This is a genomic window from Embleya scabrispora DSM 41855 (genome assembly GCF_000372745.1).
Classification (GTDB): Bacteria; Actinomycetota; Actinomycetes; order Streptomycetales; family Streptomycetaceae; genus Embleya; species Embleya scabrispora.
This window is the reverse complement of sequence record NZ_KB889607.1, coordinates 114,928-135,220: the sequence shown is the minus strand read 5'-3', so window position 1 is coordinate 135,220 and position 20,293 is coordinate 114,928. Positions and strand designations below refer to the sequence as shown.

Annotated in this window: 18 protein-coding genes; 10 read left to right on the top strand and 8 right to left on the bottom strand. The window is 70.7% G+C overall.

Annotated features, from left to right (window positions below):
- Positions 1 to 99 precede the first annotated feature (99 nt).
- From A3IC_RS0111565 to A3IC_RS0111525, 9 genes are all read left to right on the top strand, one after another.
- On the top strand, positions 100 to 1,563 hold the full coding sequence (locus A3IC_RS0111565; protein ID WP_040876484.1) for a 2-hydroxymuconic semialdehyde dehydrogenase: 1,464 nt from the start codon (positions 100 to 102) through the stop codon (positions 1,561 to 1,563).
- 38 nt (positions 1,564 to 1,601) lie between these two features.
- Positions 1,602 to 2,399, top strand: a complete 798-nt coding sequence (locus A3IC_RS0111560; RefSeq protein WP_020550210.1) for a 2-keto-4-pentenoate hydratase — start codon at positions 1,602 to 1,604, stop codon at positions 2,397 to 2,399.
- On the top strand, positions 2,396 to 3,247 hold the full coding sequence (locus A3IC_RS0111555) for a 2-keto-4-pentenoate hydratase (RefSeq protein WP_079026386.1): 852 nt from the start codon (positions 2,396 to 2,398) through the stop codon (positions 3,245 to 3,247). Before A3IC_RS0111560 ends, A3IC_RS0111555 begins: the two co-directional genes overlap by 4 nt.
- A complete protein-coding gene (locus A3IC_RS0111550) occupies positions 3,244 to 3,708 on the top strand; it encodes a RidA family protein (protein WP_020550208.1) in 465 nt (154 codons plus the stop codon). Before A3IC_RS0111555 ends, A3IC_RS0111550 begins: the two co-directional genes overlap by 4 nt.
- 33 nt (positions 3,709 to 3,741) lie before the next feature.
- A complete protein-coding gene (locus A3IC_RS0111545; RefSeq protein WP_020550207.1) occupies positions 3,742 to 4,326 on the top strand; it encodes a 3-hydroxyanthranilate 3,4-dioxygenase in 585 nt (194 codons plus the stop codon).
- A gap of 88 nt (positions 4,327 to 4,414) precedes the next feature.
- On the top strand, positions 4,415 to 5,611 hold the full coding sequence (locus A3IC_RS53800; protein WP_079026391.1) for an amidohydrolase family protein: 1,197 nt from the start codon (positions 4,415 to 4,417) through the stop codon (positions 5,609 to 5,611).
- Positions 5,608 to 6,525, top strand: coding sequence for an acetaldehyde dehydrogenase (acetylating) (locus A3IC_RS0111535; RefSeq protein WP_020550205.1), 918 nt, complete (start codon positions 5,608 to 5,610; stop codon positions 6,523 to 6,525). Before A3IC_RS53800 ends, A3IC_RS0111535 begins: the two co-directional genes overlap by 4 nt.
- Positions 6,522 to 7,535 carry a 4-hydroxy-2-oxovalerate aldolase gene (gene dmpG / locus A3IC_RS0111530; protein WP_020550204.1) on the top strand — a complete coding sequence of 338 codons (1,014 nt, stop codon included), beginning with the start codon at positions 6,522 to 6,524 and terminating at the stop codon, positions 7,533 to 7,535. Before A3IC_RS0111535 ends, dmpG begins: the two co-directional genes overlap by 4 nt.
- Before the next feature lie 252 nt (positions 7,536 to 7,787).
- Positions 7,788 to 8,924, top strand: a complete 1,137-nt coding sequence (locus A3IC_RS0111525; protein WP_026218145.1) for a glycoside hydrolase family 19 protein — start codon at positions 7,788 to 7,790, stop codon at positions 8,922 to 8,924.
- A gap of 90 nt (positions 8,925 to 9,014) precedes the next feature.
- Here the strand turns inward: A3IC_RS0111525 and A3IC_RS0111520 are convergent, their stop codons facing one another.
- Positions 9,015 to 9,401 (bottom strand): DUF427 domain-containing protein, encoded by a 387-nt coding sequence (locus tag A3IC_RS0111520; RefSeq protein ID WP_020550202.1) that lies wholly within the window; start codon positions 9,399 to 9,401, stop codon positions 9,015 to 9,017.
- A gap of 282 nt (positions 9,402 to 9,683) precedes the next feature.
- Here A3IC_RS0111520 and A3IC_RS0111515 point away from each other — a divergent pair, with 282 nt between their 5' ends.
- A complete protein-coding gene (locus A3IC_RS0111515; protein ID WP_158695913.1) occupies positions 9,684 to 9,914 on the top strand; it encodes a hypothetical protein in 231 nt (76 codons plus the stop codon).
- Between the two features lie 99 nt (positions 9,915 to 10,013).
- Here the strand turns inward: A3IC_RS0111515 and A3IC_RS0111510 are convergent, their stop codons facing one another.
- The 7 genes from A3IC_RS0111510 to A3IC_RS0111480 all read right to left on the bottom strand — a co-directional run bounded on the left by A3IC_RS0111510 (position 10,014) and on the right by A3IC_RS0111480 (position 20,268).
- Positions 10,014 to 12,929, bottom strand: a complete 2,916-nt coding sequence (locus A3IC_RS0111510; protein ID WP_020550200.1) for a Z1 domain-containing protein — start codon at positions 12,927 to 12,929, stop codon at positions 10,014 to 10,016.
- The gene (locus tag A3IC_RS53795; protein WP_020550199.1) at positions 12,926 to 13,978 is read right to left on the bottom strand and encodes a PD-(D/E)XK motif protein; all 1,053 of its coding nucleotides are present in this window, start codon (positions 13,976 to 13,978) and stop codon (positions 12,926 to 12,928) included. The genes A3IC_RS0111510 and A3IC_RS53795 overlap by 4 nt, the downstream gene beginning before the upstream one ends.
- The gene (locus tag A3IC_RS0111500) at positions 13,975 to 15,504 is read right to left on the bottom strand and encodes an ATP-binding protein (protein WP_020550198.1); all 1,530 of its coding nucleotides are present in this window, start codon (positions 15,502 to 15,504) and stop codon (positions 13,975 to 13,977) included. The genes A3IC_RS53795 and A3IC_RS0111500 overlap by 4 nt, the downstream gene beginning before the upstream one ends.
- A 155-nt stretch (positions 15,505 to 15,659) precedes the next feature.
- On the bottom strand, positions 15,660 to 17,177 hold the full coding sequence (locus A3IC_RS0111495; RefSeq protein WP_020550197.1) for a CYTH and CHAD domain-containing protein: 1,518 nt from the start codon (positions 17,175 to 17,177) through the stop codon (positions 15,660 to 15,662).
- 157 nt (positions 17,178 to 17,334) lie between these two features.
- Positions 17,335 to 17,733: a GNAT family N-acetyltransferase gene (locus A3IC_RS0111490; RefSeq protein ID WP_020550196.1), complete on the bottom strand. Its 399-nt coding sequence runs from the start codon at positions 17,731 to 17,733 to the stop codon at positions 17,335 to 17,337.
- A gap of 187 nt (positions 17,734 to 17,920) precedes the next feature.
- The gene (locus A3IC_RS0111485) at positions 17,921 to 19,438 is read right to left on the bottom strand and encodes a hypothetical protein (protein ID WP_158695912.1); all 1,518 of its coding nucleotides are present in this window, start codon (positions 19,436 to 19,438) and stop codon (positions 17,921 to 17,923) included.
- A gap of 410 nt (positions 19,439 to 19,848) precedes the next feature.
- On the bottom strand, positions 19,849 to 20,268 hold the full coding sequence (locus tag A3IC_RS0111480) for an MFS transporter (protein WP_158695911.1): 420 nt from the start codon (positions 20,266 to 20,268) through the stop codon (positions 19,849 to 19,851).
- Between the last annotated feature and the right edge of the window lie 25 nt (positions 20,269 to 20,293).

Sequence of the window (20,293 nt, the reverse complement as noted above, 5' to 3'; positions counted from 1 at the left end):
ACCGAAAGCGGCATGTAGTGCGGTCCAAAGAGTATTGGACGGGCATGTCGTCGCCGGGGGAAGCTCCCTGTGATGGGGCTCGCGGCGAAGGGAATGGCGATGGCACGGTCGGCGGCCGGGGAGGGTGTGCTGCCCGCACACTACGTGGCGGGGGAGTTCACCCGGGCGGGTAGCGGAGCGTTTGCGCTGGTGAACCCGGTGGACGGGGCCGTCGCGGGGGAGGTTCCCGAGGCCGATCGAGCGGTCGTGGATGCCGCGGTCGTGGCCGCGCGTGGTGCGCTCGGCGAGTGGGGCTCGGCCGGTGTCGAGGTGCGGGCCGAGGCGATGCGGCGGATCGCGGACGGGATCCAGGCCCGGTTCGACGAATTCGTGGACGCCGAGGTCGCCGACACCGGCAAGCCGCGCGAGCTCGCGGCCGGCGTCGACATCCCGCGCGCGATCGGCAACTTTCGCGCCTACGCCGATCTGCTCTACGGGCGGCCCGAGCGCGCCCACTCGACCGCCGTGCCCGGGTGGAGCGGCGGCGTCGGCCGGGCGCTCAACTACACCGTGCGCCGTCCGCTGGGCGTGGTCGCGATCATCTCGCCGTGGAACCTCCCGCTCCTGCTGCTGACCTGGAAGGTGGCGCCCGCCCTCGCGGCCGGCAACACCGTGGTCGCCAAGCCGTCCGAGGAGACGCCGTCCACCGCGACGCTGCTCGCCGAAGTGATCCACGAAGCCGGTCTGCCGGCCGGTACGTTCAATCTGATCCACGGTCACGGCGCGGGTGCCGCCGGGGAGTTCCTCACCGCGCATGCGGGTGTGGACGCGATCGCGTTCACCGGCGAGTCGGCCACCGGCAGCGCGATCATGCGCAAGGCCGCCGAGCACATCACCCCGGTGTCCTTCGAACTCGGCGGCAAGAACCCGGCGATCGTGTTCGCCGACGCGGACTTCGAGGAGGCCGTGGCGGGCACCGTACGGTCCGCCTTCACCCACTCCGGGCAGATCTGCCTGTGTACCGAGCGGGTCTACGTCGAGCGCTCGATCTTCGCCGCCTTCGTGGCCGAGCTCGGGGCAGGGGCCCGGGCGTTGACCGGCTACGGGCCGATGATCTCGGCCGCGCACCGGGACAAGGTGCTGTCGTACTACCGGCTTGCGGTCGAGGAGGGCGCCACGGTCGTCGCGGGCGGCGGTGTGCCGAGCTTCGGTGACGAGCGCGACCGGGGGTTCCACGTCGAGCCGACCGTGCTCACCGGTCTGGCGCAGAGCGCGCGCACCGTGCGGGAGGAGGTCTTCGGGCCGATCTGCCACGTGCTGCCGTTCGACACCGAGGACGAGGCGATCGCGCTCGCCAACGACAGCCGGTACGGCCTGGCCGCGACCGTATGGACCCGCGACCTGTCCCGCGCGCACCGGGTCGCCCCGCGCGTCGAGGCCGGGATCGTGTGGGTCAACTGCTGGAATCTGCGGGACCTGCGCACGCCGTTCGGCGGGATCAAGGCATCCGGGATCGGCCGGGAGGGCGGCGAGTACTCGTTGGACTTCTTCTCCGAGCCGGTCAACATCTGCATCAAGATCTGAAGGACCGGTTCGTGACAGTGACGGAGACAGAGACAGCGATGAATGCCATCGATGCCGCCGCGGCGCGGCTGCTCGACGCGGAGCGGAGCGGTGTGCCGTGTGCGCCGATCCGCGACCTGATCACCGGCGTCGAGGACGCGTACGCGGTCCAGGAGCGGCTGACCCTGGGCCGGCTCGCCGAGGGCCGCCGGCTGGTCGGGCGCAAGATCGGCCTGACCTCCGCCGCCGTACAGCGCCAACTCGGGGTGCGGGAACCGGACTTCGGCATGCTGTACGCGGACATGGCGGTGCCGGACGGCGCCGAGGTGCCGGTCGGCGCCGTGCTCCAGCCCAGGGCCGAGGCCGAGGTCGCGCTCGTGCTGGAGGCCGACCTGACGCACGAGCGGCACACCGTCGCCGACCTGATCCGGGCCACCGCCTTCGCACTGCCCGCGATCGAGGTGTGCGGCAGCCGGGTGCGGGACTGGGACATCACCCTTGCGGACACCGTCGCGGACAACGCCTCCTCCGGGATGTACGTGCTCGGCACCCGGCCGGTGGCGCTCGGCGGCCTGGACCTGCGCCTCGCCGGCATGGTTCTGGAGCGGCGCGGCGAACCGGTCTCCACCGGCACCGGCGCGGCTTGCCTGGGTCACCCGTTGAACGCGGCGCTCTGGCTCGCGGACACCCTCGTCCGGCTCGGCCGACCGCTGCGCGCCGGGGACACCGTGCTCACCGGCGCGCTCGGCCCGATGGTGGCGGTCGCCCCGGGCGACGTGCTGGAGGCCCGGATCGACGGGCTCGGCGACGTCCGGGTCGCATTCGCGGCGACGAACTCGGAGGAGGAGACCTCATGAACGCCCCTCAGGCAGCCGACCCCCAGGCAGCCGACCCCCAGGCAGCCGACCCCCGAGCTGTCGACCCCCAGCCGGTAACCCCTCAACTCGTCGCCCATCTGGCCGCGACCCTCGACGAGGCCGCCCTCGCCCACCGGACCGTGGCCCGCCTCACCGACACCACCGACCTCGATCTGGCCGCCGCGTACCGGGTGCAGCGTGCCGTGATCGACCGCCGGCTGGCCCGGGGCGAGGCGCTGATCGGCGTCAAGATGGGCTTCACCAGCCGCGCCAAGATGATGCAAATGGGCGTGGACGACGTGATCTGGGGCCTGCTCACCGACGCGATGCTGGTCGAGGAGGGCGGTGTGCTCGACCCGGCCGAGCTGATCCATCCCCGGATCGAGCCGGAGATCGCGTTCCTGATCGGCAGCCCGCTGTCCGGCACGGTCACCCCCGCCGAGGCGGTGCGCGCGATCGCCGGCGTCGCGGTCGCCTACGAGGTGCTGGACTCGCGCTACGCCGACTTCGATTTCACACTTCCCGACGTGATCGCGGACAACGCGTCGGCGGCCGGCTTCGGGTTCGGTACCTGGCACGATCCGGCCGGGCTGGACCTGAGCAACCTGGGCCTGCTCGTCGAGATCGACGGGCGGGTCGTGACGAGCGGCTCCTCGGCGGCGATCCTGGGCAACCCGCTGCGTTCGCTGATCGCGGCGGCCCGACTGGCCGCCGAGGCCGGCCTCGAACTCCGGCCCGGATGGGTCGTGCTCGCGGGGGCTGCCACCGCCGCGATGCCACTGCCCGGGGGCGTGCACGTGCGCGTGTCCGCGGCCGGCCTCGGCCGCGCGGAGGTGACCACCCGATGAGCGCCGACGACGGCATCCTGGTCGCCGGCAAGGCCACCCCGCGCGGCCGGTTCCCACACGTCAAGCGGGCCGGTGACTTCGTCTACGTGTCCGGCACCAGCTCCCGGCGGCCGGACGGCACCTTCGTCGGTGCGAGCGCCGACGCGATGGGTACCACGGACCTCGACATCCGGGCGCAGACCCGGGCGGTGATCGAGAACATCGCCGACCTGCTGGCGGCGGTCGGCGGCGGCCTGGCCGATGCGGTCTCGCTCACCACCTACCTGGTCGGCATGAACGATTTCGGCGGCTACAACGAGGTCTACGCCGAGTACTTCGACGAGACCGGCCCCACCCGCACGACCGTCGCGGTGCACCAACTCCCGCATCCGCACCTGCTGATCGAGATCTCCTGCGTCGCGTACCTGCCGCAGCCGAACCGATCCGCCCCGTCGAACCCCACCGGCGCCGTCGAGTCCTGAAGCGACAGCCACGGCGAGAGAAAGGGACCGCAGATGAGCCTGCCGAAACTGACCAATGGCCTGCCGTTCAACTTCAACAGGTGGATCGACGAACACCGGGACCTGCTGAAGCCGCCGGTCGGCAACATCCAGATCTGGACCGAGGCCGACCTTGTGGTCACCGTGGTCGGCGGGCCCAACCAGCGCACCGACTTCCACGACGACCCGATCGAGGAGTTCTTCTACCAGCTCCAGGGCAACATGGTGCTCCGGGTGATGGAGGAAGAGGGCAAGCCGCCGGTCGACATCCAGATCAACGAGGGCGACGTCTTCCTCCTGCCACCGCACGTGCGGCACTCGCCGCAGCGACCGGAGGCGGGCAGCATCGGCCTGGTGGTCGAGTTCGGCCGGGCCGAGGGTCTGATCGACGCGTTCGAGTGGTACTGCGTCGAGTGTCACCGGCTGGTGAACCGCCTTCCGGTGCAACTGCGCTCGATCGTCGACGACCTACCGCCGCTGTTCGAGGCGTTCTACGACGGCGACCGGACCTGCCCGCACTGCGGCGCGGTTCACCCGGGCCGGCAATGGCCGGACGCGCTGCGCCCACGGACCGTGCCGCGAGGCGACGCCTCAGCGTGACCCCGGCGCCCCGTATCGGACCCCGCCACCCGATCTCCACCACTGCCCCGACCGTCGGCCGAGCCCGGCGGTGAACCACGGAGGTTCCGTGACTGTCATCGACGTTCACTCGCACGTCTTCCCGAGGATCTCGCAGGCCGAGAGCCGCATTCTGACGGGCGCGGGCGAGCCGTGGCTGCGGGTCCACGGTGACGGCACCGGGATGATGATGAGCGGCGAGGACGAGTACCGACCGGTGATCGCGCCGCTGTGGGACCCCGAGCGCCGGTTGGCCGACATGGACGCGCTCGGCGTGGACGTGCAGGCGATCTCCTCGACGCCGCTGATGTTCGGCTACGCGGCCGAGACCGCCCGTGCGGTCGAGTGGTGCGATCTGGTCAACGACCGCATCCTGGACTACTGCTCGCTCGACCCGGAACGGTTGTTGCCGCTGAGTCAGGTCCCGCTCCAGGACATCGGCGCGGCCTGCGAGACCGCGTCCCGGGCGGCGGCGGCCGGGCATCGCGGTGTGCACATCGGCAATCACGTCGGCGAGCGATACCTCGGCGACGACGGGATCGTGGAGTTCCTCGCGCACTGTGCCGCCGAGGAGATCCCGGTGCTCGTGCACCCGTGGGACATGCTCGGCGGCGAGCGCATGCGCGGGCACATGTTGCCGTGGCTGGTCGGGATGCCCGCGGAGACCCAGCTGAGCATCCTCGGGATGATCCTCCAGGGTGCGTTCGAGAAGTTGCCCGAGTCGCTGAAGTTGTGCTTCTGCCACGGCGGCGGCAGCTTCGCGTTCCTGCTCGGCCGAGCCGACAACGCCTGGCACAACCGGGATCTGGTCCGGGCCGATTCGCCCAGGCCGCCGTCGGAGTACGTACGCCGGTTCTACGTCGACTCGGCCGTGTTCGACCCGCGCGCGCTGCGGCTGCTGGTCGAGGTGATGGGGCCGGACCGGGTCATGCTCGGTACCGACTTCCCGTTCCCGCTGGGCGAGTCGGACCCCGGTGGGGTGGTCCGGGACTGCCCGGAACTGACCGCGAAACAGCGTGAGTTGATTCTCGGCGGCAACGCGACACGGTTCTTCGGACTCGATGGGCGGCGAGCCGATGCCACCGGGCCCGCAGGCACCGCGGGGGAGTCGGCGCGAGAGCCGGCGCGGGGCGCGACGCGGGACACGACACCGGATGCGACGCGGGACACCGCGCAGAACACGACGCGGGGCGCGGCGTCGGAGCCGGCGCCAGGGCCGGAGTCGGCGCGACAGTTGGCGGAACTCACGAAGGGGCTGAAGCGATGACCGACCGGACCAAGGTCGCCATCATCGGGTCGGGCAACATCGGCAGCGACCTGATGATCAAGATTCTCCGGGTGTCCCAAACGCTCGAACTCGCCGCGATGGTGGGCATCGACCCCGCATCGGAGGGCCTGGCCAGGGCGACCCGGCTCGGCGTGCCGACCACGGACGAGGGCGTCGAGGGTCTGATCGCGCTGCCCGGGTTCGCGGACATCGAGATCGTCTTCGACGCGACCTCGGCGGGCGCGCACCGGCACAACGCGAAGGTGCTCGCGCCGTACGGGAAGCGGCTGATCGACCTGACGCCGGCCGCGCTCGGCCCGTATGTGATTCCGCCGGTCAACCTGGACGAGCACCTGGACGCGGCCGACCTGAACATGGTCACCTGCGGCGGCCAGGCAACGGTGCCGATCGTCGCCGCGGTGTCGCGGACAACGCCGGTGCGCTACGCGGAGATCGTCGCGTCCATCTCCTCCCGCTCGGCCGGCCCCGGCACCCGGGCCAACATCGACGAGTTCACCGAGACCACCTCGCACGCCCTGGAACAGGTCGGCGGCGCGGCCCGCGGCAAGGCGATCATCGTGCTGAACCCGGCCGAACCGCCGATGATCATGCGGGACACGGTGTACTGCGTGGTCGGCGAGGACGCCGACGAGGCGGCGGTGACCACGTCCATCCTGACCATGGTCGCCGAGGTCGCCGAGTACGTGCCGGGTTACCGGCTCAAGCAGGACGTGCAGTTCCGAGCCATCGGCCCGGACGACCCGTTGGCCGAGCTCGCGGGCGGAGCAGGCCGGTTGGTCTCGGTCTTCCTGGAGGTCGAGGGCGCGGCCCACTATCTGCCGGCCTACGCCGGAAACCTGGACATCATGACGTCGGCCGCGCTGCGCGTGGCGGAGAGGTCGGCCACCCGATGACGTACGAGATCTACGTTCAGGACGTGACCCTGCGGGACGGCATGCACGCCATCCGGCACCGGTACACCACCGACCAGGTCCGCGAGATCGCCGCCGCGCTGGACGCGGCCGGCGTGGATGCGATCGAGGTCGCGCACGGCGACGGGCTGGCCGGGTCGAGCGTCAACTACGGGCCGGGCGCGCACTCCGACGACGAGTGGATCGCGGCGGCGGCCGAGGTGGTCACCCGGGCCAAGCTCACCACGCTGCTGCTGCCGGGCATCGGCACCCTGGCCGAACTGCGCCGGGCCTACGACCTGGGCGTGCGCTCGGTCCGGGTGGCCACGCACTGCACCGAGGCGGACATCTCCGCCCAGCACATCGCCGCGGCGCGCGAGCTGGGCATGGACGTGGCCGGTTTCCTGATGATGAGCCATCTCGCACCGGCGGACGAACTGGCGCGCCAGGCCCGGCTGATGGAGTCGTACGGCGCGCACTGCGTGTACGTCACCGACTCGGGCGGCCGGCTCACCATGGACGGCGTTCGCGACCGGGTGCGGGCGTACCGCGAGGTGCTGGCGCCGGAGACCGAGATCGGCATCCACGCACACCACAACCTCGGTCTGGGCGTGGCCAATTCGGTCGTCGCGGTCGAGCACGGCGTGCGCCGGGTGGATGCCTCGCTGGCCGGGATGGGCGCGGGTGCGGGCAACTGTCCGTTGGAGGCGTTCGTCGCGGTCGCGGACCTGATGGGCTGGCGGCACGGCTGCGAGGTCTTCCGGCTGATGGACGCGGCGGACGACATCGTGCGCCCGTTGCAGGACCGTCCGGTCCAGGTCGACCGGGAGACCCTGACCCTCGGCTATGCGGGCGTGTACAGCAGCTTCCTGCGCCACGCCGAGGACGCGGCCGTCCGCTACGGCCTGGACACCCGGGACATCCTGGTCGAGGTCGGCCGGCGCGGCATGGTCGGGGGCCAGGAGGACATGATCGTCGACATCGCGCTGGACCTGGTGAACGCCGCGACGTAGCGGGCGGGCAAGGGGAGGAATCGGTGCCGCCGAGGGGGCGGCGCCGGCTCCTCCCTTCGTCCTTTGTGCGACGAATACCGACCCAGACCTTGACTGGTATAGACCATTCGTATTGAGTGAGCCCCGCAACACCCCGTCCAGGGGCCTCGATCGAGGCAAGCGCCGGTCCCGGAACGGCCATTGGAGTACGTGTATCGGTACTTCCGTCGATCACGCGCAGTGCGTCCTCCTGCGCGAGGGAGTGGGCTTTCCATGTCGAGAAAACGGATCGTGGCGTTCCTGTTGGCCATCGCGGTCGTCGGGGCGTTGGCGGCAGTCCTGCCGTTCGCCTCGACCGCGTCCGCGGCGAGTTGTGCGACCGGATGGAACTCGTCGGCCGTCTACACGGGCGGTGCGACCGCCTCGTACAACGGCCACAACTGGGGCGCCAAGTGGTGGACTCAGGGAGAAGTGCCCGGCACCGCGGACGTCTGGGCGGATCAGGGCTCGTGCGGCGGTGGCGGCGGCACGACCACGGGTGGCTCCACCGGTGGCTCGACCGGGGGTGGCGGAGGCACCTGTACGTACCCGAACTGGGTCGCGGGCACGTCGTATTCGGTCGGTGACGTGGTGCGCTACACCAACGGCAACCTCTACCGGGCGAAGAACGCGAACCCGGGCTACGACCCGGTGATCAGTACGTGGTTCTGGGAGCCGTTCACGTGCGGCGGGTCGGCCACCGGCGGTACGACCACCGGTGGCGGCACGGGCGGCAACGGTGGCAACCCCGGCGACTTCGTGGTGAGCGAGGCGCAGTTCAACCAGATGTTCCCGAGCCGGAACCCGTTCTACACCTACGCCGGTCTGACCGCCGCGCTGAGCGCCTACCCGGGCTTCGCCAACACCGGCAGCGACACGGTGAAGAAGCAGGAGGCGGCGGCGTTCCTGGCCAACGTCAGCCACGAGACCGGCGGACTGGTGTACATCGTCGAGCAGAATACGGCGAACTACCCGCACTACTGCGACGCCAATCAGCCGTACGGCTGCCCGGCCGGGCAGGCCGCCTACTACGGACGAGGCCCGATCCAGCTGAGCTGGAACTTCAACTACAAGGCGGCGGGGGACGCGCTGGGCATCAACCTGCTCAACAACCCCAACCTCGTCCAGACCGATCCGGCCGTCGCCTGGAAGACCGGCCTCTGGTACTGGAACACCCAGAACGGCCCCGGCACGATGACCGCGCACAACGCGATGGTCAACGGGGCGGGCTTCGGCGAGACGATCCGCAGCATCAATGGCGCGTTGGAGTGCAACGGCGGCAATCCCGCGCAGGTGCAGAGCCGGATCAACCGCTACCAGTCGTTCGTTGCGATCCTGGGCACGACTGCCGGCAACAACCTGAGCTGCTGAGTCCGGGCGCGGGGCGGGCGGGCCCGAGGACCTGCCTCGGACGCCCGTCCCGCGGCCGTCGCGGTGTGCGCGAGCGTGCGGCGTCGTGGATCAGGCCGGCGGTGCCGGCGGTTCGCCCTCGACGGTGACCCGGGCGACGGTGTCGTAGAAGCACAGGTGCCCGGCGATGTCCGGGACCGCGTCGATCGGATCGGGGTAGGCCCAGGCCACGTCCGTCCGCAGAGCGGTGTCGCCATTGCCGAGGTAGCTCCAGTAGGACGCCTGGCCCTTGAACGGACACGTGGTGTGCGTGTCGGTGGGCTTGAAACGGGTCAGGTCCACGTCGTCCGGCGGCAGGTAGTACCGGATCGGCAACCCGGTCTCGTACAGCACGACCGGGCGCTCGGAACGGGCGACGACCTCGCCGTCGATCTCGACCGTCACGGTCTGTGTGCTGTGCACGGTCGTCACGTGGTGGCCCCGCAGGGGTGTCGGCATGCGCGTCTCCTCCGGTATCGCCGGCGGTCGTGGTATCGCCGGCCGTCCTTCGGTCAACGATCGCGGTCGGCGAACCATTCCGGCGCGGCGCGCGGCGGCATGGGTCGAGCCGGCCGCGGAACGTGTGAGAAACGTGTGGATCGATTCGATTGGTATAGACCTATTGCCCGGCTCTCGGTCACCGGCTAGCGTCTCCAACGTGCGCGCCGGCACCACAGCAGGGCCCGAATTACCGTTCCAGCGAACCGAGTTGCACTCGGGACGAGAAATGGAGTCGAGCACATGCGCAAGGCTATGGCGGGTGTCGCGTTGACCGCGGCGTTGTTGGGCGTGGGGGCTGCCGCGCAGCCCGCGATGGCGGATCCGGCACCGGGCGGCAGCTTCATCTTCTACGGCTACCACCCGTCGCAGGCGTCCTGTGACGCGGCCGGCCGCGCGGCCGCACCGGCGCACGGCCCGGTGTACCTCTGTCTCAACAACGGCGGCACCCTCTGGTCGCTCTGGGTGCACTAGAACCACGATCCGAGGGCCGGGCCCGGCCCTCGGGCGAGGCCATGAAAGGGGCGGCGCCACCGCGAGGTGGGCCGCCCCGTTCGGCGCGCCGGGCGCCGGTCAGGCCGGTGCCGCCACGATGGCGGAGGCGGCTCGGGAGGAGTCCTTGGCTCGGAAGGCGACGAGGCGGCGATCGGGGGAGATCGCGCTGCTGGGCGGGACCAGGGCGAAGGCCATCACGAGTTCGTTCCGGTCCGGCTCCATGGTCGGGTAGACCAGGAGGCAGCCACGACGCGGCGCGGCCAGGCCGTCGGCGATCGGGTCGCCGATCGAAGGGCCGCTACCGGCGATTCGCCGGGCTGCGTAACGATGCTGTGGAGGACTGACCTTGTTGAACAACGTGCCCGTGCGTCGGTTCCGGCTGACCACCGCCAGCGGGCCGAAGCCGTGCAAAGTCACCGAGGCACGATCGGGATCCTGGAGCTGCGGGACGATCACAACCCAATCCTCGATGTGACCGGCGATCCTGGGGTTCTCCAGGTACACCAGGTCCGGACCGAACTGACTCGGATCCGACCAGCGCAGCTCGCGCAACACGGGCAGCAGCCGCGAGTTCGTGATCCGGCCGAGGTATGCCGGGTACCGACGCAGTCGATCCTCGACCGGAAAGGCCAGCTCGACCTGCTCCTGGCCCAGTGCGCCGATCACCGGGCCGAACTGCCCGACATTGTGCCGGAGGTCGGCCGCCTTCGTCGGATATCCCGAACGCTCCACCCACAACCCCGGCGACCGGGTCTCCACCAACTCCGCGTTGAACATCTTGTTGCGTGCCGTCGGCTTGAGCCACGGCAGCCGTTGAGTGACCAGTGGTGGGATCTGAGCCGGGGTCACCTGCGGTGCGCCGTCGACGAGTTCGGCGTACAGCCGGAGTTGGTCGCGAAACTCCTCCTCGTCGCGACAGATGGCCTCGAACGCCTCGTACAGGTCGCCGTTGCGACCGCCCTCGTCCCGGCCGATGTACAGCCGGACCAGGTCGCGATAGTTCTTCCGGAACCCGAACCAGCGCCCCATCTGCATGAGCGTGTCGGCGGCGAGCGTCTTGCGCCGGTAGTAGGAGACGGTCAGGCCTTCGATGGTGAAGCCGCGGGAGAGCTTGGCGCCGCCGACCAGGATCCGCCAGACCTTCTGTCGGTCGAAGTCCGCGGTGCGCTGCTCGATCTCCTTGTCGCCGTTGATCACCACGACCGGACTGCCGATCGAGTCCTCGATCCGCATCGCGGCGATGCCGATGTACGGTGCGATGTCGGTGTACGACGCGGGGATCGCCGCGCCCGCCGCGTGCGCCTCGCTGACCGGCCGCACGTCCTGCTCGTACAACTGCCGCAGCCGTGCCTGCGCGCCCGAGCCGAGGTAGCCCGCGCGGCGCCAGATCGCGTTGATCAACTCGGCCTGGTCCCGGTGTACATGCGTCTTCACCGACTCGTGCACGAGCATGGTGTGATGCCGGAAGTGGTCGGCGCCGAGGCCGTGGTCCTCGCGGAACAACTTGATCGCGCCGGTCAACACGAACATGTCGATCGCGGTGCACAGGTCGCTGTCGTCGTCATCGTGCAGCGGCCGGACCGAGCGCACGTGGGCCAGACCGGCCGAGTTGGCCACCGTGCGCTCGTCGGCGGGAATCGTGGAATCGATGTCGTGGAAGTCGGCGACGCCCATATAGCCGTCCGGGCGATCCAGCGAGATGACGAAGTCCTTGGGAAAGATGTCCTCGGCGTCGGCCGGATCGATGAACACGTTGGCGAACGGCGTCGCCGTGTAACCGACGTACTGGGCGCGCGGCAACATCCCGAGCAGTTCCGAGATGATCCCGTTGATCGCGGTGCGCTGAACCTGGTCCTGCGCCCACTTCCTGGGGTCCGAGGTGTTCACCGACGCCTGATCGGACTCGTCGTCGATGATCAGCGTCGGGATCTCGCCGCGCTCGGTCTTGATCCGGCCGAGGTCCTTGACCAGCTTCTTGAGCACCGAGGCGTTCTTCTTGACCACCATCAACCGGGCCGAACTTCGGTGCAGGTTCTCCGGCGCGTGCAGCGGAGTGAACCGGTCGGCCTTCTCGAACTCCATTGCGCTGAGCCCCTGGCGCAGTGCCTGGTAGTCGTCCTGATGCCGGGTCAGCCGAACGATGTCGAAGCCGCCCAGCCGAGACGGCAGCGCACCATGGCGCAGGAACTTGCCGTCCAGCCGGTCCCGGTCGTCCAGGTAGTCGTAGTCGCGAAACGCGAGGGTTCCCGAGTCCGGATCCTGGCCGTAGTAGATGTTCTCGACGCCGACCAGTTCCATGTCCAACCGGCGCTGGGTCTGCGCACGCAACGCCTCGATGGTGCCGGTGAGCACGATCACCAGGCGGTATCCCGCGTCGATCGCCTTGGCGATGACACCGGTGAAGTTCGCGGTCTTGCCGCTCTGCACGTAGCCGACCACCAGGCCCTTGGACTGGTAGGGCTGCTCACAGGTCGGGTCGGCGAGCCGTTCGACCACGCGGGTGGTGTTGCGATCGAGCGCGGCGACGGCCTCCGGGGCCCATTTCTTGCCGAGCAGGGTGGCGCGATAGGCGTCCCAGTAGTGGCTGTGGTGTTGCGCCACGTCCTGGGTGTACCAGGGATCCCAGCTCTCGTCGGTGATCACCACGGCGCCGCTGCCGCGGGCGAACGGCGAGCGCCGGTCCAGGAGGTCGCGGGTCGCCGGATCCAGGCCCAGGGCCTGGTACGTCGCGGCGCGGCGTTCCCCGGTGTTCGGCACGGTCTCGCCGTCGGCGAAGTCCCAGCGGCTGAGCCGGTCGCGCCACAGGATCAGCAACGGGTCGTCCGGGTGCGCGTGGTGCAGTCGGCGGCGCAGTGCCCGCTCGCCGAGGTCGGGGAGCGGCCCGCCGTGTTCCTCGGCCTGGTAGGCCAACGCCTTCGCCAGGTTTCTGGGGCCGGTGACCATGCCGCCGAAGGCGGCTCGATGCAGTGCGAGCAGCGCGAGGTCGTCGGTCACCGGGGCTCGTCCTTAGCGGAGTTCGACTCGGACAGGTCGGACGCGACGTCAGGCGGGAGCGTGCGCAGGTCGACGGTGTGGTCGAGTCCGTCGGGGGAGGGCGCGATCGAGGGGATCAGATCGGCGACGTCGATGCGGTAGTCGATGTCCACGATGCGCACCATGAGGGACTCGGGGAGCGGTGCGAGGATGCTTTCGGTCAGTCGAGGAAAGTCCGCATCCACCGGGAACGCGAGCGTGGCTTCGACCGGTGCCCAACGATGCTCGCGCGGGATCGCGTGTCCTCCCGCGGTGACCAGCAGACGTCGGGCGTCGAAGTCGTCGAGGACACCAGGTGCCTGTACTCGGATAATCGAGCGGATGCCCTCGATCAGGCCGAGCACCGTGCGTCCGGCGTCGCTCTCCTCGACCATGTGCGAGACGAACCACAGCGGTCGATCGCGATGCGGCTCGAGCTGGGTCAGCCCGTGGATCGTGTGCACGCGGGCCCGCCCGCCAACGGTCTTGACCTCGATGTCGTAAGGGCCGACCGTGAAGTCGTGGTCGGCGCACTTCGGGCTTTGCCACGCGTCGACAGCCGCGTGCCAACCCCGGGCCGCCGCCAGGCCGATCAGCGTGAGCAGTTCGCCGAAGAGGCCGATTTCCTCTTCGAGTGACATCTGCCGACCTCGGGCCAACAGCTTGCGCCAAGCCATCACCGTCGTCTGCACCGCCGCCACCGGCGCGACGCCCTCCATCTGGATGCGATCCGCGATCTCGCAACACACGATGTGGAACTCACGGAGCAGCTTGGTCTGTTCGATGAAAACGTGCAGGAACTGCTCACCCCCGTCCAACACACACACCGCCCGAATCCCCTGCATCCCCAGGCGCGGCGCCTTCGTGCCGGGCGGGACCGGGATCCGCAGCGCCGGTCGCAGGCCGCCCGCTTCCAGGTGCCAGTACAGCGGTGGGTCGCCCTCGACCGGGATCAGCATCGGCATCCGGTTGTCGAGGTGGTCGCGCAGCGCGTCGCAGCTCAGATGCCTGCTGCGATGGTCGGCGCTCACGAGGTGCCCTCGGAGCCGTACTTGGCGGTCTCGCTCTTGACCGCGGCCAGCAGCAGCGACTGCCATAGGTCCAGGTTGTCCTTGACCCGTGGGCCGATCCGCTCACCCGTGAACGCCTCGTTCATCAGCAGGTACAGCAGCGTCTTGAGCACCGGCACGTCGTTGAGGCCGCCACGTCGGCCGCCGAGCAGCGCGGCGCGGAACTGCTTGTTCAGCAGCAGCCGGCGCTCCTCACGCTCGATCGCGAAGAACACGTCGCCGCCGAGTGGCACCCAGCGCACCTCGATCGGCTCCTCGCCGGGCAGGAACGGGAGTTCCTCCTCGATCGCGGCGCGCAGCTCCGGAGCGAAGCCCCTCCCGGGCGGCAGCACCGCCTTGCGCTCGCGGGTGGTGGTGCGTGCCTGCCGGTACGCCCCCTCGGCGTCCTTCAGGAAGTCCAGGAACGAGCGCCCGTCGGCGTCGGTGGCACGTTCGACCGCGTCCACGAAGCCCGGAATCGGCTGCAGTTCGGCCTTCTTGACGGTGAGTCCGAACGCGTGTTCCGACTCGGCGGGCAGGTCGAATTCGATCCGGGCCAGCGACAGGTGCTGCTCGCCCTGGCGCAGTCCGTGCCAGCCGCCGGCCTGCACCAGTCGGTCGTTGCGGTAGGCGTACAGGCCCTGGCGGGCCAGGATGCCGCCGGGGAGGCGGAATTGCTCGGCGTTGGAGCGCGGCGTCCACACATGGGCGGTCAGCTCCAGCGGGCCCACCCCGTCCAGGGCGGTGCTGAACGTACGCGGATAGCCGGGGAGGCCGGAGATCGGGTAGCCGAACGGGTCCACGCCCTGGACCTGCCAGGTCATCGGCGGCGTGGCGTCGTCGGTGCCGGAGACCGCGATGGTGATCCGGATTCGCCCGTCGGAGAGAAAGCGGTGCAGGTGCAGCCCGAGGTGGTCGGCCAGCGAACGCATGGTCTTGGTGAGGTAGATGTCGGTCTGTCCGGCGTCGCCGCGTGCGGGGAAGTCGCGGACGCCGTCCCAGCGCACCGCGGTGCCGTTCCACATCACGTATTCGTCGTACAGGTCCAGGAAACGCTTGGCGAACTCCAACTCGACGATGTCGCACTGGAAGCTCTCCTGCGCCTGCTCGGTACGCCAGCGCCGGCCCACCGTGCCGGCCCGCTTGGCCCGGCTGATCACGGTGACGCTCTCCGCGTGGCTGAAGGACGCCGCCTTCAGGCCCATCCCGAACATGCCGAGCGCCTTGTCGCCGTACGCGCGCCGCTTGCCCACGGTCATCGCGGTGTCCAACTCGGCCTCGGTCATCCCGCGTCCGTTGTCCACGATGACCAGCGAGGTCAGCAGGTCGCCGCTGCGCTGGAAGTGCACGACGACATCCGAGGCGCCGGCGTCGATCGAGTTGTCCACCAGGTCGGCCACGGCCTCCTCGAAGCGGTAGCCCTGACTGGCCAGTCCCTTGATGTACCCGGGATCCGGGGGCAGGTGCTTGCTGCCGCTCGTAGGTACGTCGAAACGCCAGTCGTCCATGCCCACCCCTGCATCCCACACCCTCGGTGCGCGCATTCGCGCGCCCGCCCCATGCGCTGGACCGACCGTAGCGGTTGGGCCGGCAACCCAAAAGCGGAACGCCCGACTCGTGACCGCGCCGCACTCGGATCGAGGCCGCGGACAGGGGTGTTCGGCTACAGCCCCCGGCGCAACCGGGGGCGGGCGAAGTCGTGCCAGTGGCTCGGGAATTCCGTCTCGACGCGCTGTGCGAACACGACTTCCTCGCCGTAGAGCAGCCCCCACGTGAAGGCGCTCTCGCCCGCGGCGTGGGCCGCGATGGCCAGTCGGCGCAGGGCCTTGCGGGTCTGCACGCTGTCCTGGTGCGTGCCCAGCAGTTCCTGCATCTCCTTGGCCCGCGTGGTCAGCTGCTTGGCGGGTTTGCCCAGCGCCGGGCGGGTGGCCTCGCCGGCGTAGCGGACCCGCTTGGCCGCCTTGCGCACCTCGTGCAGGGCCGTGTCGCGGGCCCGCCCGGCGGGGGAGCGCAGCGCGACCCGGGCCCGCCTGGAGATCCGCCGGTCGCTGCGACGCAGGGCCGCCGCGGCCGGGCGGCGGGCCGGTTGGCCGGCCCGGGCGGTGAACGGCGGGCGGGCGACCAGGGTGTCCAGCGCGTCCAGGAGGGCGAAGTAGCGCGCGCCGTCGAGTTCGGAGAGGACGCGGGTCCGGGCCTCGGCGGTGCGCCGCGCGTCCCAGGCGGTCAGCCGGGCCTCCACCGGTCCGAGTACCGCCTCCGCGGGCAGCGCGGCGATGCGTTCGCGCAGTCGTTCGACAAGCACCTCCTGATCCCGAACCCGACCCAACTCGGCGGCCAGCCACTTGAGTTCGGCGCCCAGGATGCCGGTCACCCGCTCGTCGAGCACCTTCGAGAAGACCCGGAACGCGCTGCGCAGCCGCCGGGTGGCGACCCGCATCTTGTGCACCGCGTCGGGCTCGTCGAGCCGAACCCGGGGGTCGTACGCGAGCAGCGTGTCGACCTGTTCGAGAACGTAGTCCAGGGCCAGCGCGCCGGCGCTTCCGGCACGCGGCTTCGCCACCCGGCGCTCGGCCCGCCGGCCCGCCTCGGCCAGCGCGTGCCCGAGCTTGGACGCGGTCTCCGCGCGCCGCCAACCCCCCTTGACCAGCCGCCGATCCAGCACGTCCAGCAGCCCCGGCTCACCCTCCACCAGTTCGACCTCGACCTCGGTCCAGGACATCGTGGTCACGCCCGACCCGGCGAACACCTCGGCGGTCACCGCGTCGTGCGCGATCTCGGCCAGGGTCGGCCCGCCCGCCCGCACGAGCCGCACCTCGCGCACGGTCCGCAGCCGCACCGTCGGCACCGGCTCGCCGTCGCGCGTGTACGCCCGGATCCGCACCGCGAGCTCGGCCGGCACCTCCCGCTCGGACGCGCCCAGCGGCACCCGCACCTCGTCCCGCGCGTCCACCCCGGCGGGCAGCTTCAGATGCCACCCGGCATCCGCGCCCCCGGTCCGCCGGCGCAACGTGATTCCGCGCGCGGCCAGCGCCAGACCCGGGGTGTCGAAGTACATCGCGTCCAACTCGACGGTCTTGCCGGCCTCGACCCGCACCCCGCCCGACATCCCGGCGAAGTCGGGCACACCGACCCCGCCCGGCGCGACATACTTGCGCTCGACCTCACGCACGACCTCGGCCATGGCACGCACCTGCTTCCTGCGGCGTCGGGAGGGGCTCGACCGGGTCGTCGGGCGCCCTGCGGGGGGTGATGGCCGACGCGTCCGGAGCCGGAGCCCGCCGACCGGGCTCGCGGATATCTGTGCCCGATTCGGCCGACCCGACACGGGTGGGCGCCGGTCAGGTGTCGAAGGTCCAGGCGAACATGGCGTGGTCGGATTCGGTGTCGGCCGCGGCGGCGCGGTAGGTCGCGAGGGCGGCCTCGTTGTCGCGTTCGGTGAGTACCCACATGCCGTAGCAGCCGCGCTTGCGGGCCAGCTCGGCCAGCGCCTCGGTGAGGGCGCGGCCGATGCCGTGGCGCCGGTGGTCGTCGGCGACGGCCAGTTCGTACAGGAACATCTCGGTGCCCTTGTCCGGATGTGTCGTCTCCACGCCGGTGACCATCCCGACCGGGGTGGCGCCCACGTAGGCGAGCAGGATGTGATGCCCCGCCTCGCCCAGGAAGCGGGCCGCCCAGTCCGGACGTACCGGGTCGTCGAAGAGGTCCCCGGCCGCGATCACGTCCGCCACCGTCGTCACACGCCGAATCGTCGCCACATTCGTATCCACGACGACATTCAACGAGATTCGGCCCCATTCCAGAAGCCACTGTAGGTAATGGACACCCCATGGTTGGCGTGGGTTCCGGGACTCTTCGGCGGTAAATACACGGCTATTGGTGCAGGTCGGGTGTGCGCTCTCGTGGCCGCGGCGGCAGGCCGCACGGCTATTTGTCGGACGACCTCATGCCGAACGACAGTGCGCGGCGCACGTCGCGGCCGGCCTGGCGGGATTGGGCCCAGACGGTGCGCGAGATCGCGCCGATCGGGCCGAGTGTCGCGTGCCAACCGTGGGCGATCGCGCGCGTGGTGGGTGTCAGGACCGACGTCCTCGCCCATGTCAGCGGTCGCCCGATCAGTACGCGCAGCGTCCGAGCGGTCGCGCCGCCCAGGTGCACGGTGCGGCGCCCGATCCGGATCGCCGGTCGGACCGTCGTGAAGCGCAGCCCGCGGGCGATCGACCGGGTGGCCGATATGGTCTTGCGGCCGGCCCATCGGCCCAGGCGCATGGTTTCGCGGCCGGCCCAGCGCGCCGGCACCACGGTCAGCAAGCGCAGCGCCCGACCGATCAGCCGGGCCAGGAGCACGGTCTTGCGGCCGGCCCAGCGCAGCGGCAGCACGATCAGGAAGTGCAGCGCCCGGCCGAGTGCGCGGACGAGGCGGACGACCCGATGCCAGGCCCAGACCACCGGTCGGGCGACAGCCACCTCGAACACGATCGCGATGCCGCGCCCGGCGAGCCGCAGCGCGCGCACGGTGCCTCGACCGGCCCAGCGGATCGGGACGACGAGGCCGAGGTACAGCGCGTGTGCGCCGAAGCGGGCGCCCAGGCGCAGGCCGCGCCCGATCAGGTCGGCTCCGCGGGCCAGGCTGCGCCATACCCATCCGGCCGGCGTCAGCACCACGTGCCGGAGTACGAAGCCCACGCCCCGCCCGAGCACGACCAGGCCACGTCGGCCGACCCGGGCGCCGGCCACGACTCCGCGCCACAGCCACTTCAGCGGCACGAGCAGTACGTAGTGGAGCCACCGCCCGAAGCCGCGACCGAGCACCCTGGCGGCCCGCCAACCCCACCGGGCGGGCACCACGAGAAGGAAGTACAGGGCGCGTGCGGTCGCGGTGCCCAGCAGGTGGGCGGCGCGGATCACGAATCGGGAGAGCGCAACCAGCGCGGCGCCGAGCGGAGGCAGCAGCGCGGTCCGGACCCACCGCAGCGGCAGCACGACGGCATAGCGGCCGAACAGCCGCAGCCCGCGCCACAACACGCCGACGGCCAGCCACCGCAACCCCCGGCCCACCGCGAACACACCGACCCGCACGCCCTTCGCGAGCGGGACCAGGATCAGCCCCCACACCCATATGTCGAGCCGGCGCCCGATGGCCAGGATCGCCCGCACGCTCGGGATCAGGAACCAGTTCCGCACCGCGAACCTGAGCGCGCGTCCCAGCACCACCAGAAGCCGACCTGCCGGGAACAGGATCCGGTCCCGGGTGCCCCGGCCGAGCACCTTGAGCAGTTCCCAGGCCAATCGGATCGGCAACAACACGATCACCGCGAGGATGCGGATCGGCCAGCGGATCAGGTCGTAGATCAGGCCGGTCGGTTCCGGTGCGCGCGCGGGGGCCTGACGACCTGTCGTCGGTTGGTCGGTCGCGCGACGGTCCGTCTTCCGAAGGTCCGTCACTTCTCGGTCCGTCGGGTGATCGAGCGGCACCCGGGCAACCGTCGTCCGTCCGTCGTGGGCCGGGAGTTCGTCGTCGTGCCGCGCGGCCGAAGGGCTCTTGCGCAGATCAACCGGAACATGACCGTCCGGTTGATCGTGGTCGTGTGCCATTTCCTGCATGCGTCCCCCCGAGGTGGGCCCGGCACCCCGCCGGATCCCGCCTCCTTGGGACACCGTGGCCGGTGAATCCTCACGCTTCGCGCTCGAACAATCTTCCGGGCGGAGATCGACGCGGGGATCGACGCGGAGTCCATGCGGAGTCGATGCGGACGAACGCCCCGGCCCCCGCCTCCCGCCCTCCGGCGACGCCGCCGGCGCGCAGGCCCGGTCCGCGTGTCGCCGAGGCGTTCGCGGGCCGGGCCCCGGGCCGGTCAGACCTCTTGGCGGGCCGGTTCGGGAAGCAGCCTGCCCTCCGCCGGCAACGCGTCCGCGTCCGGCTCGGCGGGCGTGGACGCGGCCGGTGCTCGGCGCAGCAGCAGGCCGACCGCGCCGACCACCACCGCGATGGCGATCAGGTAGCCGAAGGTGCCTTGGAAGGCGGGAACCACGGCGTGGCTCTCGGTGCGGTTCTGCAGGACCAGTGCGGTGATCGCGATGCCGAGGGTGCCGCCGATCTGGTTGCCGAGGTAGACCGCCGCTGTCGCGCTGGGTACCGACTCCGGGGCCACCGAGCCGAAGACGGAGGACATCGCGGGCGCGCCGACGAAGCCCAGGCCCGCGCCGGTCACCAGCGAATAGCCCACCAGGATCGGGGCGTTCGGGCGGCCCCGACCAACGGATGCGGACGGCACCGACCGCCGTGTCCGGGTGGGGCCG